Below are 14,486 nucleotides of genomic sequence, written 5' to 3' on the forward strand. Positions count from 1 at the left end.
GAAGGCGGCGGTCAGGCGAGGACCAGCGGGCCCCCGTCGAAGTAGCGCAGGAGCGGCTCGGCGGCGGCGCCCCGGCCCGGCGGGTGGAAGGCGAGCGCGGTGGACGCGGCCGCCGCCTGGGCGTGGCCGGAGGAGCGGATGAAGTCCAGGCCGCCGAGGAGCTCCAGGGAGCGGGCGGTGACGCGGGGCAGCGCGTTCTGCACGGCGTAGCGGGCGACGAGCACCCGGGCCACCGACGCCTCGTCGCCCGGCTCGGGGCCGATCGCGCGGGCCACGCCTTCGAGCAGCGCGAGGGCGGCCTCCAGTTCGACCGCGAGGGCGGCCCGCTCCTGGATGCTGCCGCGCTCCCGCTCCTGGACCTGCTCGACCAGGGCCGCGGCGCCGCCCAGGTACCCGGCGGTGATGAGCATCTCGAACCAGACGAACCCGGCGGTCTGCAGGTCGTCCAGGCGGCGCGGATCGTCCGCCCCGGCGCGGACGACCATGTCCTTGGGGACGAAGACGTCCTCCAGGCGCACCTCGTCGCTCTCGGCGCCGGCCAGCAGATCGTTGCCCCAGAAGGGGTGGACGGTCAGGCCGGGCGCGTCGGAGGGCACCAGGGCGAGCGCCAGCTCGGGGTCGCCCTCCAGGCCGTGGATGGCGATGCTCGCGGTCAGCATGCTCATCGACGCGGACAGGCTGCACGGCTTCTTGGAGCCCGACAGGAGGTAGCCGCCCTCGACCGGACGGGCGGTCACCGAGGGGGTGAGGATGTTCTGCTCGGTGCGGCCCTCGGCCCAGCCGGAGGCCATCACCAGCTGGTCGGGGACGACGCGGCGCAGCAGGTCGCTCTGCGCGTCGGTGAGCCGGCCCTCGGCGACGGCCAGCGAGTAGAGCATGGCGACGGTGAAGTGGTGCATGGACACGGCCGCGACGAGGGACGGCGAGAGGGAGCCGAGGGCCAGCTGGGTGTGGAGCGCGTCCAGCGGTTCGGCGCCGTGGCCGCCGTACTCCTCGGGTATCAGCAGGCCGACCCCGCCGTGGATGCGGAAGAGGTCGATGATGGGGCTGCCGGGTTTCTCCCGCTCGGCGTAGGGGATCTGCTCCAGTTCCTTGAGCAGACCGGGGTGGTAGCGCTCGCAGACGGCCCGAGCGGCATCGAGGGAACGCACGTCACAACCTCCGTGGGTCGGGTGGGATGGGTGCCGTCAGTCGTCGAAGGCGCCGAAGACCGCGTCGTAGGGGCTGACGTCGCGCGCGATGCTGACGCCCTGCACGTGGGAGGTCTTGAGCATCGGGTAGTTGGCCTCGCCGAAGGCGCCGCCGGTGCGGCCGGTGCCGCCGTGGCTCGGCAGGTACGGCAGGAACCCGATGTGGGAGTCGTTGACCTTCAGCAGACCGCCGTTGACGACGCGCCGCACGAAGGTGTCGATGACGTGGTCGGAGCGCGACCAGAGGGAGTTGCGCAGGCCGTACTCGTTGGAGTTGACGAACCTGAGGAAGTCCTCCAGGAGGGCGTCGTCGTTGTCCGCCTCCGGCACGATGACGGGGATCAGCGGGAAGAATGTCTCCTCGCGTACGACGTCGTAGGTGCGGGCCCGGTCCAGGCCGTCCACCCGGACGACGGTGGGCTGGAGGAAGACACCCGTCTCGGAGGGCGTGCCGTCGAGTTCGGTGCGGTTGCCGCCGGTGACGAGCTCCGCGCCGTTGTCCAGGGCCTGGCGCAGCAGCCGGAAGAAGCGCTCGCTGCGGCGCACCGGGGAGAGCAGGACGTCCTCCTCCTCGGGGAAGCCCGGCTTGATGGCCTTGACCTGCTCCTTGACCTCGGCGATGAGCTGGTCGGCGACGGCCGGGTGCACCAGGACGTAGTTGGGCACCATGCAGATCTGGCCGGAGCCGAAGAACGACTCGGTGATGGCCTCGGCCGCCCACTTCACGTCGGCGTCCTTCCACACCACGATGCCGTCGTTGCCCGCGAGTTCGAGGATCGGCTTCTTGCCGTTGGCGACGCACGCCTGCTCGAAGCGCAGGCCCTCCTGGCTGCCGCCGATGTAGAAGATGTCGTTGATCAGCGGGTCGGCCACCCAGCGGTCCAGGGTCTGCTTGGGGTTGGAGCACACCGCGTTCAGGACGCCGGGCGGGGCGTCGAACTCCTCCAGGAGCGGCGCCACGATGTCCCGCAGCAGCCACATGGTGGACAGCGCGATGCTGCGCGGCGCCCGCACCACGACGGCGTTGCCGGCCATCAGGGCGAGGACGGAGAGCGCGGCGCTCGGCAGCGGGGCGTTCTGCGGCGGGTTGAAGGCGACCACGCCGTCCGGCTGGCGCTGGAGGATCAGCTTGCGGCCGCCGTACTCCTTCTCGACGCGCATCTGCTTCGTGTACCAGCGCAGGGAGCCGGGGGCGTAGATCTGGAGCAGGCAGCTCAGCTCCCAGCGGGCCAGCTTCACCGGGTGCGACTCGGCGACCAGCATCTCCAGGAACTCGTCCTGGTGCTTGATGAGTTCCTCGCGGAAGCGGGTGCCGAGCCGCATCCGCCGCTCCTGCGGGACGGCCGCCCAGTCCGGGGCCGCCGCGGCGGCCGCCTGCGTGGCCAGGTCGATGGCGGAGTCGTCGGCGATCGCGCAACGCCCCACCACGTAGGGGTGGTTCGCCGCGTCGGATTCGGGGTCCTGTTCCAGCGTGCGCTTGAGGCTCACGCTGGTGAAGACGTCTTCCAGCAGGGAGCGCCCGCTGACGGTGTAGACCCACCCGTCACCCGCGACGTCCTTGCCCGCGATGTAGAGGTCATAGCTCTTGAGTCCGGAACGTGCCGGAGCACTTTCCTCCTGTATGGCGCCGCGCAGCATTATCAGCCTTTCGGGGTGGGGGTTCTCCGAGTGGATTCCGATCTGGTCAGCTCTTGTTTCGAAGCATCTCGATCGTGGCAGCAGGATCTGACCTGCCGCTGACGCCGTACTGATTGCCGCTTCCGCGCTGTTTGAGCCAACCCTGTGTCCGGTCTCCGGAAGAAAGACTGAGTGGCGTATGCATGGGGTACGCGCGCGACGTCAGTGAGGCGTCAGCCGTCATTGATTTCATGGCTCCATGTCTCCCGTACACATGACACTTCAGCAATTCCGGGAACTGCCCCGGCCGGAACTCACGGAAGAAATGGAGCGGCTCCTCGTCAGCCAGTTCAGGGCGAGCCTGCTCATGGACGAGACCGAGGAACTCCCGCTGGACATCAGCTACTTCGACCTCGGTCTCACCTCGCTGAAGCTGACCCAGATGAGGCAGACCCTCGAAGGCATCCTGGAGCTCTCCATCAACGCCAACGTGCTCTTCAACGAGCCCACGGTCGGCCGGCTCCTCGACTATCTCGTCGACGCGGTGACCGATCCGGCGCGTGCCGCGACCGGCGCGATACCCGGCACCAACTGATCCCCAGGGCCCAGGACAGAAGGAGCGCTCAATGCCGCACGAGGAATCAGAGAACAACCAGGTGTCCGGCCGGGCACCCGAACCGATCGCGATCGTCGGCGTCGGCCTGCGATTCCCCGGCGGCAGTAATTCGCTCGATGAATTCGATGCCTTTCTGCGCGAGGGGCGCTCCGGTATCGGGCCCATTCCGGGCGACCGGTGGGACGTCGACGCCTTCACCCCGCAGGGTCCGGACGACAAGGGCAAGATCCACACCACGTCCGGCGGATTCCTCGACCGCATCGACCGGTTCGACGCGGCGTTCTTCAACATCTCCCCGAAGGAAGCCCAGTACATGGACCCCCAGCAGCGCATGCTGCTGGAGACCGCCTGGCAGGCCCTGGAGCACGCCAACATCGACCCCACGCCGCTGCGCCGCGGCAACGGCGGCGTCTACATCGGCGCCAGCTCCATCGACTACGCCCTGGAGCTGGACTCCCTGCCGTACGAGGAACTGGACGGCCTGCTCGCCTCCGGCATCACCATGTTCCCGCTGTCGGGCCGCCTCTCGTACTTCCTCGGCTGGCGCGGCCCGAGCATGAGCATCGACACCGCCTGCTCGTCGTCGCTCGCCGCCCTGCACGTCGCCGTCCAGGGGCTGCGCGCCGGCGAGACCGACATCGCGCTGTGCGGCGGCGTCAACGCCCTGCACCACCCGCGCATCCCCGTCATGTTCTCCAACGCGCAGATGCTCTCCCCCGACGGCCAGTGCAAGACCTTCGACGAGTCCGCCGACGGCTACGCCCGCGCCGAGGGCTGCGGCATCCTCGTACTCAAGCGCCTCACGGACGCCACCCGCGACGGCGACACCGTCCTCGCCCTGGTCAAGGGCACCGCCGTCGGCCAGGACGGCGACAGCGCGGGACTGACCGTGCCGAACGGCCCCGCCCAGGAGAAGGTCATCCGCAGCGCGCTCGCCGCCGCCGCGCTGGCCCCCGAGGACATCCAGTACGTGGAGGCGCACGGCACCGGCACCCCGCTCGGCGACCCCATCGAGTTCGGCGCCATCGGCGACACCTTCGCCGACTCGCACACCAAGAGCGACCCGCTGCTCGTCGGCTCCGTGAAGACCAACCTCGGCCACATGGAGCCCGCCTCCGGCATCGTCGGCGTCATCAAGGCGGTCCTCCAGATCAGATCCGCCACGATCTACCCGCACCTCAACCTCGACACGCCCTCCGGCCGCATCCCCTGGGACCTGTACCCGGTGCGCGTGCCCACGGCCCGCGAGCCGTGGAAGGCGCCGGTGCGGCGCGCGGTCGTCAACAGCTTCGGCTTCGCGGGCACGATCGGCGCGGTCGTCCTGGAGCAGCCCCCGGCGGCGGCGACGGATGGCTCCGCCGCGCCCGGCGAGGCGCCCGCGACCCCCATGTTCACGCTCTCCGCCAAGACGGCCGCCGCCCTCGGCGAACAGGTCGAGAACTACCGGAAGCTGCTCGACACGGACCCCGCCCTGCCGGTCGACGCGCTCTGCTACACCGGCAACGTCGCCCGCACCCACCACCCGTACCGCGTCGCAGGCCCGGCCGCCGACCGCGCCGCCCTCACCAAGCTCCTGGACAAGGCCGCGGGCCGCGACCACCAGGGCCCCGCCGGCATCCGCAAGGTCGCCTTCATGTTCAGCGGGCAGGGCTCGCAGTACGCGGGCATGGGCGCCCACCTGTACGAGGGCTTCCCGGTCTTCCGCCGCCACGTCGACGAGTGCGACCGGCTGTTCGCCGCCGAACTGGGCCGTTCCATACGGGACTTGGTCATCGGCGCCGCCGAGGACCCCGAGGCGATCGACCGCACCGAGTACACCCAGCCCGCCCTGTTCACCCTGGAGTACGCGCTCGCCCAGCTGTGGATGTCCTGGGGCGTGCGCCCGAACGTGCTGATCGGGCACAGCATCGGCGAGGCCGCGGCCGCCGCCGTCGCCGGGCTCTTCAGCCTCCCCGACGCCGTGACGCTGGTGGCCGCCCGCGCCCGCCTCATGCAGGCCGTGCGCGCGAAGGGCGGCATGGCCGCGGTCGCCGCCCCCGCCGAGGACGTCCTGCCGCTCCTCGAAGCCCACCCGGACCTGGCGCTCGCCGCGGCCAACGCCCCCGACCAGTGCGTGATCTCGGGCGGCGCCGAGGCGCTCGCGCAGGTCACCGCCGAACTGGCCGGGCAGGGCCTGCGCGTCGACCGGCTGGCCGTGTCGCACGCCTTCCACTCGCCGCTCATGGCCGAGGTGTACGACGACTTCCGCGCCGCCCTGGACACCATCACCTTCCACGAACCGGCCATCAGCCTCATCTCCAACGTCACCGGCAAGCTCGCGCGGTTCGCCGAGATCGGCACCGCCGACTACTGGGTGCGGCACATCGGCGAACCCGTGCAGTTCCTCGCCGGTATCCGAGCGGTCGCCAAGCGCGGGCGCCACGCCCTCGTCGAGATCGGCCCCTCCACCGCGCTCACCGCCCTCGCCCAGCGCTCGCTGCCGGTCCAGGACCATCTGTGGCTGGCCAGCCTGCGCCGCCGCGACCGCGGCGGCGACACCACGCTGCGGGCGCTCGGCGAGTACTACACCGCCGGTCTGCCCGTCTCCTGGTCCGGCTACCACGAGGGCCGCGCCGTCCCGGCCAAGGTCGCGCTGCCCACCTACGCCTTCCAGCGCAAGCGCTACTGGCTGCCCTCCGTCACCCCGCGCAGGGGCGGTGCCCAGGGCGGGGCGGCGCACCACCCGCTGCTCGGCACGGAGGCCGCGTGCGAGGGCGCCGTACGAGAGTTCACCGCGGAGTTCACCGTCGAGGAGCTGGGCACCCTCGCCGACTTCGCCGACGGCGACCGTACGACGCTGCCCGCCGGCGCCTACGTCGACCTGCTGCTCGCGCTCCAGGACGCCGTCCACGGCCACACCCGCGCCGCCGTCCGCGAACTGCGTCTTGGCGAGCCCCTCACCCTGAAGGCCGAGACGCCCCGCACGCTGACCACCCGGCTGCGGCCGCGCCCGGACGGCGGCGCCGACGTGACGGTCGTGACCGCCGCGGAGAAGGACGGCGGCGGCGAGCGGGAGGAGCGGGTGCACGCGAGCGCCGTGCTCACCGCCGGGCCGGAGCAGTCCGTGGAACTCGCCGAGCCGGAGCTCACCGGCATCGTGCCCGGCCCCGCCACCCTGGAGAGCGACGCCGAGGACCTCTACACCGACCTCGCGTCGGTGGGCCGCCCGCACGGCCCGCGCGCCCGCCTCCTCGCCGCCGTGGCACGTCACCAAGGCGGCGTGTTCACCGCCGAGTTGGAGTGCGGCGGCACCACCGCCGTCGAGCAGGTGCCTGCCGGGCTGATCGAGGCCGCGCTGGAGGCCACCGTCGCCCTCGACCCCGAGGGCCCGGTCTTCCTGCCCCGGCAGATCGCGTCCGTACGCCACTTCAAGAAGCCCCGGGGCGAGCGCCTGAAGGTCGTCGCCCGCGTCGCCACGGAGCAGGACAGGCGCCTCGCCGACATCCTCGTCCTGGAGAACGGCAACCCCGTCCTCGAACTCGGCGGGGTCACCCTGGCCCGCCCCGAAGGCCCCGCGGGGCAACGGCAGTTCCTGCACCGCTCCGAGTGGGTGCGCCGCGCCCTGCCCGCCGTCGCCTCGGGCACCGCCCCCCGCCACGTCCTGCTCCTCGGCCGCCCCGAAGTCGGCGGTACCTCCGAAGGCGCCGAGGCCACCGGCGGCGACGGTCTGCACGTCACGTCCGTCACGGACCCCGCCGCGCTCAAGACCGCCCTGGAGGACACCTCCGTCACCGACGTCTGCTGGAGCTGGCGGCCGCTGCCCGGCGCCATGACCGCCGCGCTGTACCGCGCCGAGTGCGAGCACAACTACCGTGATCTGCTCGCCCTGCTGACGGCCCTGGACGCCGCCGCGCAGCAGCGCCCGCCTCGGCTCTGGCTGGTCACCGAGGGCGCCCAGAAGCTGCCCGGCGACCGGCCGGGCGACGGCGCCCACCTCGGCGCCGCGACCCTGTGGGGCTTCGGCCGGGTCCTGCTCGCCGAGTCCCCGCAGTACCGCGCGACGCTGGTCGACATCGAGCCCGGCGGCGACCTGACGGCGCTGTTCGACGAGTTCCGCGCCGAGGCACCCGGCGAGTTCCAGGTCGCGCACCGCACCGGCACGCGCCACGTCCGCAGGCTGCTGCCCGGCGACGCCGCCCGCACCTGGCCCGGCGGCTTCGCCCTGCGCACCCCCGGGTCCGGGGACCTCTCCGACCTCTCCCTCGCGCCCGTCGAGGACCGCGCGCCCGCGGCCGGTGAGGTCCAGGTGCGGGTCGCCTCGGTCGCCCTCACCGCCGAGGACGCCCGGACCGCCCTGGACGGCGAACAGTCCGGCGGCGCCGGTCCCGTGCTCGGTTCCCTGGCCGCGGGGACGGTCGTCGCGGCCGGCGCCGAGGCCGCGTTCACCGCGGGCGACGAGGTCTACGTACGCCATGACGGCGCCCTGCGCGCCACCCTCACCGTCCCGGCCACCGCCGTGGCGCTCGCCCCGGCGCGGCGCGCGGCACGGCGCGGGCGGCTCCCGGCCTTCCGCCTGGAGGAGATCGGCGAGGCGCTGCGCACCGCCGCCTGCGGCTCCCGCGCCGAGGTGTGGGTGGACGTGCCCGGCGGCCCGGAGACGGCGCCCGCACCGGTCGGCGTCCGCCCGGACCGCACCTACCTCGTCACCGGCGGCCTCGGCGGCCTCGGCCTGGTCACCGCCCGCAAGCTGGTCGAGCTCGGCGCACGGCACCTGACCCTGGTCAGCCGTGGCGGCCGGGCCACCGAAGAGGCCGCGCCGGTCCTCGCGGAGCTGTCCGAGCGGGCGGAGGTCGCCGTCGTACGGGCCGATGTGAGCGACGCCGAGGACGTGCGGCGCCTGGCCGCCGAACTCGCGGCAGGGCCTCACCCCGTCGGCGGCCTCGTGCACGCCGCCGGTTCCTTCGACAAGAAGCTGATCGCCGAGCTGACCTGGGAGTCCATCGACGCCCAGCTCGCCCCGAAGGCGTACGGCGCCTGGCTGCTCCACGAGGCCGCCGAGGAGCACTTCCCCGAGCTGGAGTTCTTCGTGACGTACTCCTCGATCGCCGCCGTCCTCGGCGGCGCGACGCAGGGGCACTACGCCGCCGCGAGCGCCGGGCTCGACAGCCTCGCCGAGTGGCGCGGCCTCAAGGGCCTGCCCGGCCTCTCGGTCAACTGGGGCGCCTGGGCCAGGGTCGGCATGTCCGCCCGGCTGGATGAGCAACTGGCCCAGGAGATCGACCGCAGCGGTGTCCGCTTCTTCTCGCCGACCAGGGCGCTGGACACCCTGGCCGGGCTCTGGCACCGGGCCGGCAGCCGCCGGGTGGTGGGCGAGTTCGACTGGGGCCGCTATGTGTCGGGCGGTGTCGTGGACGACGCCTTCTACGACCGGCTCGCCCGGCAGGACCAGGGCGGTGACGGCGGCACCGGACTCGACCTCGCCGCGCTGAGCGCCCTGCCGAAGCCGGAACGGACGGCGCTGATCGCCTCGGCCGTGCGCGAACAGGTCGCCGACGCCCTGCACATGGACGCCGAGGACGACCTCGACCCGAACGCCGAGTTCGTCTCGCTCGGCCTGGACTCGCTGATGGCCCAGACCGTCAAGGGCGGCCTGGAGTCGCTGTTCCGGCTGCCGCTGCCCGCCTCCCTGACCTTCGACCACCCGACGGTCCGCAGGCTCACCGAGTTCCTCGACGGGCGCCTGGCCCCGGCCACGCAGCAGCACCCCTGACCGTCCCCGTACGACAGCAGCCACCCCCCATGGCATCCACTCACCCTCACGACACCCACCGAGATGTCCTACGCAGCGGGGAGACCACAGTGAGAGAGCACACCACCAGCAGCTGGACGCTGACCCGGACCTCCAGAGCCCACGCGGGCGCCCGGCCCGAGCACGCGGCGATCATCTGCGAGGAACGCACGACGACGTACGGGAAGCTGCACCGGGACAGCAACCGCGCGGCCCACGCCCTGCGCGACGCCGGGATCGGGCACGGCGACCGCGTCGCCTACCTGGGCCGCGAATCGGAGAACTACTACCTCACGATCCTCGCCTGCGCGAAGGCCGGCGCCGTCCTCGTCCCGGTCAACTGGCGCCTGACCGGCGCCGAGGTCGACCACATCCTGCGGGACTCGGGCGCCGTACTGCTCTTCGTCGACGACGAGTTCTGGGAGACGGCGGACCGCGTCAAGCCGCACCTTCCGGGGCTGCGCACCGTCGTCCGGGTCGACGGCACCGACAGCGAGGGCGAACCGGCCCGCGGCACCGGGCTGCCCGCCTGGTACGCGAACCACCCCGCCACCGACCTGGAGCCGGGCACCGGCCCCGACGACGCCGTCGTGCAGATCTACACCAGCGGCACCACCGGCCTGCCCAAGGGCGCCGTCCTCGCCCACCGCAGCTTCTTCACGCTGCCCGCCGCGATGCGCGAGCACGGCGCCGACTGGCTCGACTGGCTGCCGGACGACGTCAGCCTGATCTCGCTGCCGGGCTTCGGCATCGCGGGCATCGGCTGGTTCATGCACACCTTCAACGCCGGTGGCACCAGCGTGGTGATGCCGCAGTTCATCCCGCAGGAGGCGGTGCGGCTGATCCGGGAGCACGGCGTCACGATCACCTTCGCGGCGCCCGCCATGCTCCAGATGATGATGGCCGAACGCGACGCGGGCCCCGCCGCGTTCACCTCGATGCGCAAGATCGCCTACGGGGCCGCGCCGATGTCCCCGACGCTGCTCGAACGCTGCCTGGAGGTGTTCGGCTGCGAGTTCGCCCAGATCTACGCCAGCACGGAGACCGGCAGTGTCGCGGTGTGCCTGCCGCCCGAGGCGCACCGCCCCGGCACCCGCCTCCTGACGTCGGTCGGCAGGCCCTGCCCCGGCAACGAGGTGAAGGTCGTCGGCCCGGACGGCGAGACACTGCCGCCCGGCGAGACCGGCCAGATATGCGTGCGCACCCCCTCACGGATGCTCGGCTACTGGAACCTCCCCGAGGCCACCGAGCGGACCCTGGTGGGGGAGTGGCTGCACATGGGCGACGCCGGCTACCTCGACGAGGACGGCTACGTCCACCTGAGGGACCGCATGAACGACACGATCATCGTGGCCGGGCAGAACATCTATCCCGCCGAGGTCGAGAAGGCGCTCGCCGCGCACCCGGCCGTCGCCGACGCCGCCGTGGTCGGAGTGCCCGACCCGCACTGGGGCGAGGCGGTGCACGCCGTCGTCGTCCTGCGGCCCGGCGCCACCGTCAAACCCCGCGAACTCCTCGTCGCCCTCCGCGGCCACCTCGCCGACTACAAGATCCCGAGCGACTTCCACTTCGCCGACGACCTGCCGCGCAACCCCTCGGGGAAGATCCTGCGCCGCGCCGTACGGGAGCGGCTGACCGCCGAGGCGCCCGCGCCGGCCGAGCGCCTCACGCTTCCCCTCCAGCGCCGCACCTCGGCCAAGGCGGCCTCCCTGCCGCCGCAGAGACAGCCCATCTGACGCGTACGCCCCGCCAGCGCACAGCCGCCACAGAAGACCGCCTCCACATCAGCCTCCGCCCCAGCAACCTCCGCCACACGAAACGGAGTACCCCCATGCAGTCCTTAGCCGCCGGGCCCCTTCGCATCGGCATCCTGCTGCCCACCCGGGAGCAGGCCATCAACGGCACCTACGCCGCCGCCCCGCTGCTCGACTTCGCCCGGCAGGCCGAGGCGCTCGGCTTCGACTCGCTGTGGGCGGGGGACTCGCTGACCGCCCGGCCGCGCCTGGACCCCCTCGTCGTGCTCTCCGCGGCCGCCGCGGCCACCGAGCGGATCACCGTCGGTACGGCCGCGTTCACCCCCGCCCTGCGCCACCCGCTGATCGGCGCCCACATGATCGCGAGCCTCGACCACGTGGCCGCCGGCCGGCTGGTCCTCGGGCTCGGCTCCGGCTTCCCGATGCCCGAGACGGAGGAGGAGTTCGCCTCGGTCGGCGCCTCCTTCGCCGGACGGGTGGGGCGGCTGGACGAGATCACCGCCCTGTGGCGCACCGCCTGGCGCTCCGGCGAAGAGGGCCGGCCCTGCGACTTCGAGGGCAGGTTCTGGCAGGCCGACCGCCTGGAGCGGCTGCCCAAGCCGGCCACGCCCGGCGGTCCGCCGCTCTGGCTGGCCGGCAGCGACACCCCGAAGGTGCTCGCCAGGGTCGCCGAGAAGTACGACGGCTGGCTGCCGTTCCTGCCCGACGCCGAGGCGTACGGCAGGGCCCGCGCCCGCATCGCCGAACTCGCCGAGGCGGCGGGCCGCGCCCCGGACGCGGTCACCCCCGCGCTGTACGCGACGGTCACCGTGAACCGCGACGAGGCGGCGGCCAAGGCCGAGCTGGAGCACTACATCGAGCACTACTACGGGCGCTCCCTGGAGCAGATGTCGGCCATCCAGGCCTACGGCTGGGGCAGCGCCGAGAGCTGCGCCGAGTGGCTGGGCACGTATGTGCGGGCCGGCGCCCGCCACCTGGTCATCCGCGTCGGATCGCTCGACCCGGAGCCGCAGCTGAAGGAGATCGCCGAGGTGCTGCTGCCCGCGGTACGCGCCATCGGGGAGCAGACAACCGTTGGGAGAGCACAGTCGTGACCACCGCCACCACCACCGCCACCACCGCGGTCCTCGGCCAGGACATGTCCGCCGCGGGGGAGTGGTTCCACCCCGCCGAGCCGTCCGAGGACGCCTCCGTACGGCTGTTCATGCTGCCGCACGCGGGCAGCGGCGCCATCATCTACCGCGACTGGGAGCGGCTGCTGCCCGCCGACATCGCCCCGCAGGCGGTGACGCTGCCCGGCCGCCACAACCGGCGCGAGGAGATGAGTTACGAGGACTGGGACCCGCTGCTCGACGCGCTCCACGAGGCCGTGCTCGACGACCTGGACGAGCGGCCCTTCGCGCTCTTCGGGCACTGCCTCGGCGCCCAGCTCGCGTTCCGGCTCACGATCCGCATGGAGGCCGAGAGCGGTCCCGCGCCGATCCTCGTCGGCATGTCCGGCTGGTCGCCCGAGGGCTTCTTCCAGCCGACGGAGGAGCAGAGCCGGATGCCGGACCCCGAACTGGTCGAGTGGATCAAGAAGTTGGGTTCGTTCCCCGCCGAGATCTACGACAACCCGGAGATGCTCGCCCTGGTCGTCCCCGCGCTCCGCGCCGACCTGCGGGTCGCCGCGCAGTACGTCGACGACGGCGCGGGCACCGCCTGCCCGCTGGTCTCCTACGGCGGCGCCTCCGACCCGCTGATGGAGAGCCCGGACGCCATGTCGCACTGGGCCGGGCGCAGCCCCCAGTACCTGGGCCACAGCGAGTACCCCGGCGGCCACTTCTACATCGACAGCCACGCCGAGGCCGTCACCACGCACTTCGCCCAGCGGCTGCGGCGGCTCGTCGCCGCGTCCGCCCGCTGAACGAACGACTCAGGGAAGGTCGGTCATGACCACCGAAGCGGAAATCAAGGGCGCACAAGCACCACCGCTCGCGCCGACGGCCGCGCCGCCGGACGAGGCCACGGCGGCCAGGCCCTCCTACGGGGCGCTCCTGGTCGTCCTGGCCGGTCTCTTCATCACCAATCTCGACTTCTTCATCGTCAACGTGGCGATCCCCTCGCTCCAGAAGAACATGCACGCCACGGCGGCGGACATCCAGCTCATCGCCGTCACGTTCACCATCGGCCTGTCCGCGCTGCTGATCACCGGCGGCCGGCTCGGCGACATCTACGGGCGCCGCAAGGTCTACTCGATCGGCGTGGCGGTCTTCACGCTCGCCTCGCTCGCCTGCGGCATCGCGCAGAACATGAGCGAGCTGATCATCGCCCGCGGCATCCAGGGCGCGGCCGCCGCCCTGGTCATCCCGCAGGTGCTCGGCATCCTGACCACCACGTACTCGGGCAAGCACCGGGCCGTCGCGTTCAACGCGTACGGCGTGGCGCTCGGCGCGGCGGCGGTCTTCGGGCAGCTGATCGGCGGCCTGCTGATCAAGGCCGACGTGTTCGGCTGGGACTGGCGGACCATCTTCCTGATCAACGTGCCGATCGGCGTGCTCGTCCTCGTGCTCACCCCGAAGCTGGTGCCGGAGTCGAAGTCCGAGGGTCGCACCGGGCTCGACCTGACGGGCGTTCTGCTGGTCACCGCGGGCCTCACCGCCGTCGTGCTGCCGCTGGTCATCGGCCGCGAGGAGGGCTGGCCCACCTGGACGTGGCTGTGCATGGCGGCCGCGGTGCCGCTGCTCGCCGCCTTCTGGGCCACTCAGCGGCGGCTCGCGGCGCGCGACAAGTCGCCGCTGGTGAGCCCGTCCCTCTTCCGTGACCGCGCGTTCGGCGTCGGGTCCGTCACGATCCTCGTCTACTTCTCGGTGATGGCCTCCTTCTTCCTGGTCCTCGCGCTCTACCTCCAGCAGGGGCACGGCGTCTCCGCCCTGAAGTCGGGGCTGCTCTTCGTGCCGCTGGGGCTCGGGTTCTTCGTGGCCTCGGCGATGGCGCCCAAGTTCGCCGCGCGGCTGGGACGCCAGGCGCTGGCGCTCGGCGCCCTGGTGGTGGCCGCGGGCGACATCGCCTTCGCGCAGACGGCGGCGCAACTCGGCACCACCGGCTCGGTCGGCTGGTGCGTCCCCGCGATGGTGGTCTGCGGCTTCGGCATGGGCATGGTGGTCGCCCCGCTCACCTCCCTCGTCCTGGAGGGCGTGGCGCCCGGGCACGCCGCGGCGGCGTCCGGGGTCTTCTCCACCGGCCAGGAGATGGGCAACGCCCTGGGCATCGCGGTCATCGGCGTGGTCTTCTTCGACCGGGTCGGGGAGCATCCGTCCGCGCAGGGCTACACCGACGGCTTCGGATTCAGCCTGTACGTCCAGGCCGGCATCTGCGTACTGGTGGCGGTGCTGGTGCAGTTCCTGCCGCGCAAGGCCGAGAAGGCCTGAACAAGGGCCCGGAGACGGGCGGCCGACAACGGCGGGTGCCCCGGAGCCTTTCGCTCCGGGGCACCCGCCTTTCGCAGGTCAGAAGCGGTATGGAGGGCTCCGCGAGGGTCAGTCGGGCGTCAGGGGAGCATC

8 protein-coding genes are annotated in these 14,486 nt (G+C 72.4%); 6 read left to right on the top strand and 2 right to left on the bottom strand.

All coding sequences use genetic code 11. The features are described from left to right. Window positions 1-11 precede the first annotated feature (11 nt). Complete coding sequence (locus tag KKZ08_RS24775; RefSeq protein ID WP_223776542.1) at window positions 12-1,151, bottom strand: acyl-CoA dehydrogenase family protein; 1,140 nt, start codon at window positions 1,149-1,151, stop codon at window positions 12-14. Window positions 1,152-1,187: 36 nt separating this feature from the next. Further along, complete coding sequence (locus KKZ08_RS24780; protein WP_223776543.1) at window positions 1,188-2,828, bottom strand: aldehyde dehydrogenase family protein; 1,641 nt, start codon at window positions 2,826-2,828, stop codon at window positions 1,188-1,190. A 253-nt stretch (window positions 2,829-3,081) separates the two neighbouring features. On the opposite strand from KKZ08_RS24780, the gene KKZ08_RS24785 reads away from it, so the two are divergent. The 6 genes from KKZ08_RS24785 to KKZ08_RS24810 all read left to right on the top strand — a co-directional run bounded on the left by KKZ08_RS24785 (window position 3,082) and on the right by KKZ08_RS24810 (window position 14,354). Beyond that, window positions 3,082-3,402: an acyl carrier protein gene (locus KKZ08_RS24785; RefSeq protein ID WP_223776544.1), complete on the top strand. Its 321-nt coding sequence runs from the start codon at window positions 3,082-3,084 to the stop codon at window positions 3,400-3,402. Between the two features lie 31 nt (window positions 3,403-3,433). Further along, window positions 3,434-9,172, top strand: a complete 5,739-nt coding sequence (locus KKZ08_RS24790) for a type I polyketide synthase (protein ID WP_223776545.1) — start codon at window positions 3,434-3,436, stop codon at window positions 9,170-9,172. Between the two features lie 89 nt (window positions 9,173-9,261). Beyond that, window positions 9,262-10,926 (top strand): fatty acid--CoA ligase, encoded by a 1,665-nt coding sequence (locus KKZ08_RS24795; RefSeq protein ID WP_223776546.1) that lies wholly within the window; start codon window positions 9,262-9,264, stop codon window positions 10,924-10,926. A 95-nt stretch (window positions 10,927-11,021) separates the two neighbouring features. Continuing rightward, window positions 11,022-12,038, top strand: coding sequence for an LLM class flavin-dependent oxidoreductase (locus tag KKZ08_RS24800; RefSeq protein ID WP_223776547.1), 1,017 nt, complete (start codon window positions 11,022-11,024; stop codon window positions 12,036-12,038). Window positions 12,039-12,082: 44 nt separating this feature from the next. Next, window positions 12,083-12,850 carry an alpha/beta fold hydrolase gene (locus tag KKZ08_RS24805; protein WP_223779174.1) on the top strand — a complete coding sequence of 256 codons (768 nt, stop codon included), beginning with the start codon at window positions 12,083-12,085 and terminating at the stop codon, window positions 12,848-12,850. Between the two features lie 25 nt (window positions 12,851-12,875). Then, window positions 12,876-14,354: an MFS transporter gene (locus KKZ08_RS24810; RefSeq protein WP_223776548.1), complete on the top strand. Its 1,479-nt coding sequence runs from the start codon at window positions 12,876-12,878 to the stop codon at window positions 14,352-14,354. The last annotated feature ends 132 nt before the right edge of the window (window positions 14,355-14,486 follow it).

The organism is Streptomyces sp. 135, assembly GCF_020026305.1.
GTDB lineage: Bacteria > Actinomycetota > Actinomycetes > Streptomycetales > Streptomycetaceae > Streptomyces.

Excerpts from the sequence above, each read along its gene's own strand:
- KKZ08_RS24780 (WP_223776543.1), bottom strand. The coding sequence starts at position 2,828 with ATGCTGCGCGGCGCCATACAGGAGGAAAGTGCTCCGGCACGTTCCGGA.
- KKZ08_RS24785 (WP_223776544.1), top strand. The coding sequence starts at position 3,082 with ATGACACTTCAGCAATTCCGGGAACTGCCCCGGCCGGAACTCACGGAA.
- KKZ08_RS24790 (WP_223776545.1), top strand. The coding sequence starts at position 3,434 with ATGCCGCACGAGGAATCAGAGAACAACCAGGTGTCCGGCCGGGCACCC.
- KKZ08_RS24800 (WP_223776547.1), top strand. The coding sequence starts at position 11,022 with ATGCAGTCCTTAGCCGCCGGGCCCCTTCGCATCGGCATCCTGCTGCCC.
- KKZ08_RS24805 (WP_223779174.1), top strand. The coding sequence starts at position 12,083 with ATGTCCGCCGCGGGGGAGTGGTTCCACCCCGCCGAGCCGTCCGAGGAC.
- KKZ08_RS24810 (WP_223776548.1), top strand. The coding sequence starts at position 12,876 with ATGACCACCGAAGCGGAAATCAAGGGCGCACAAGCACCACCGCTCGCG.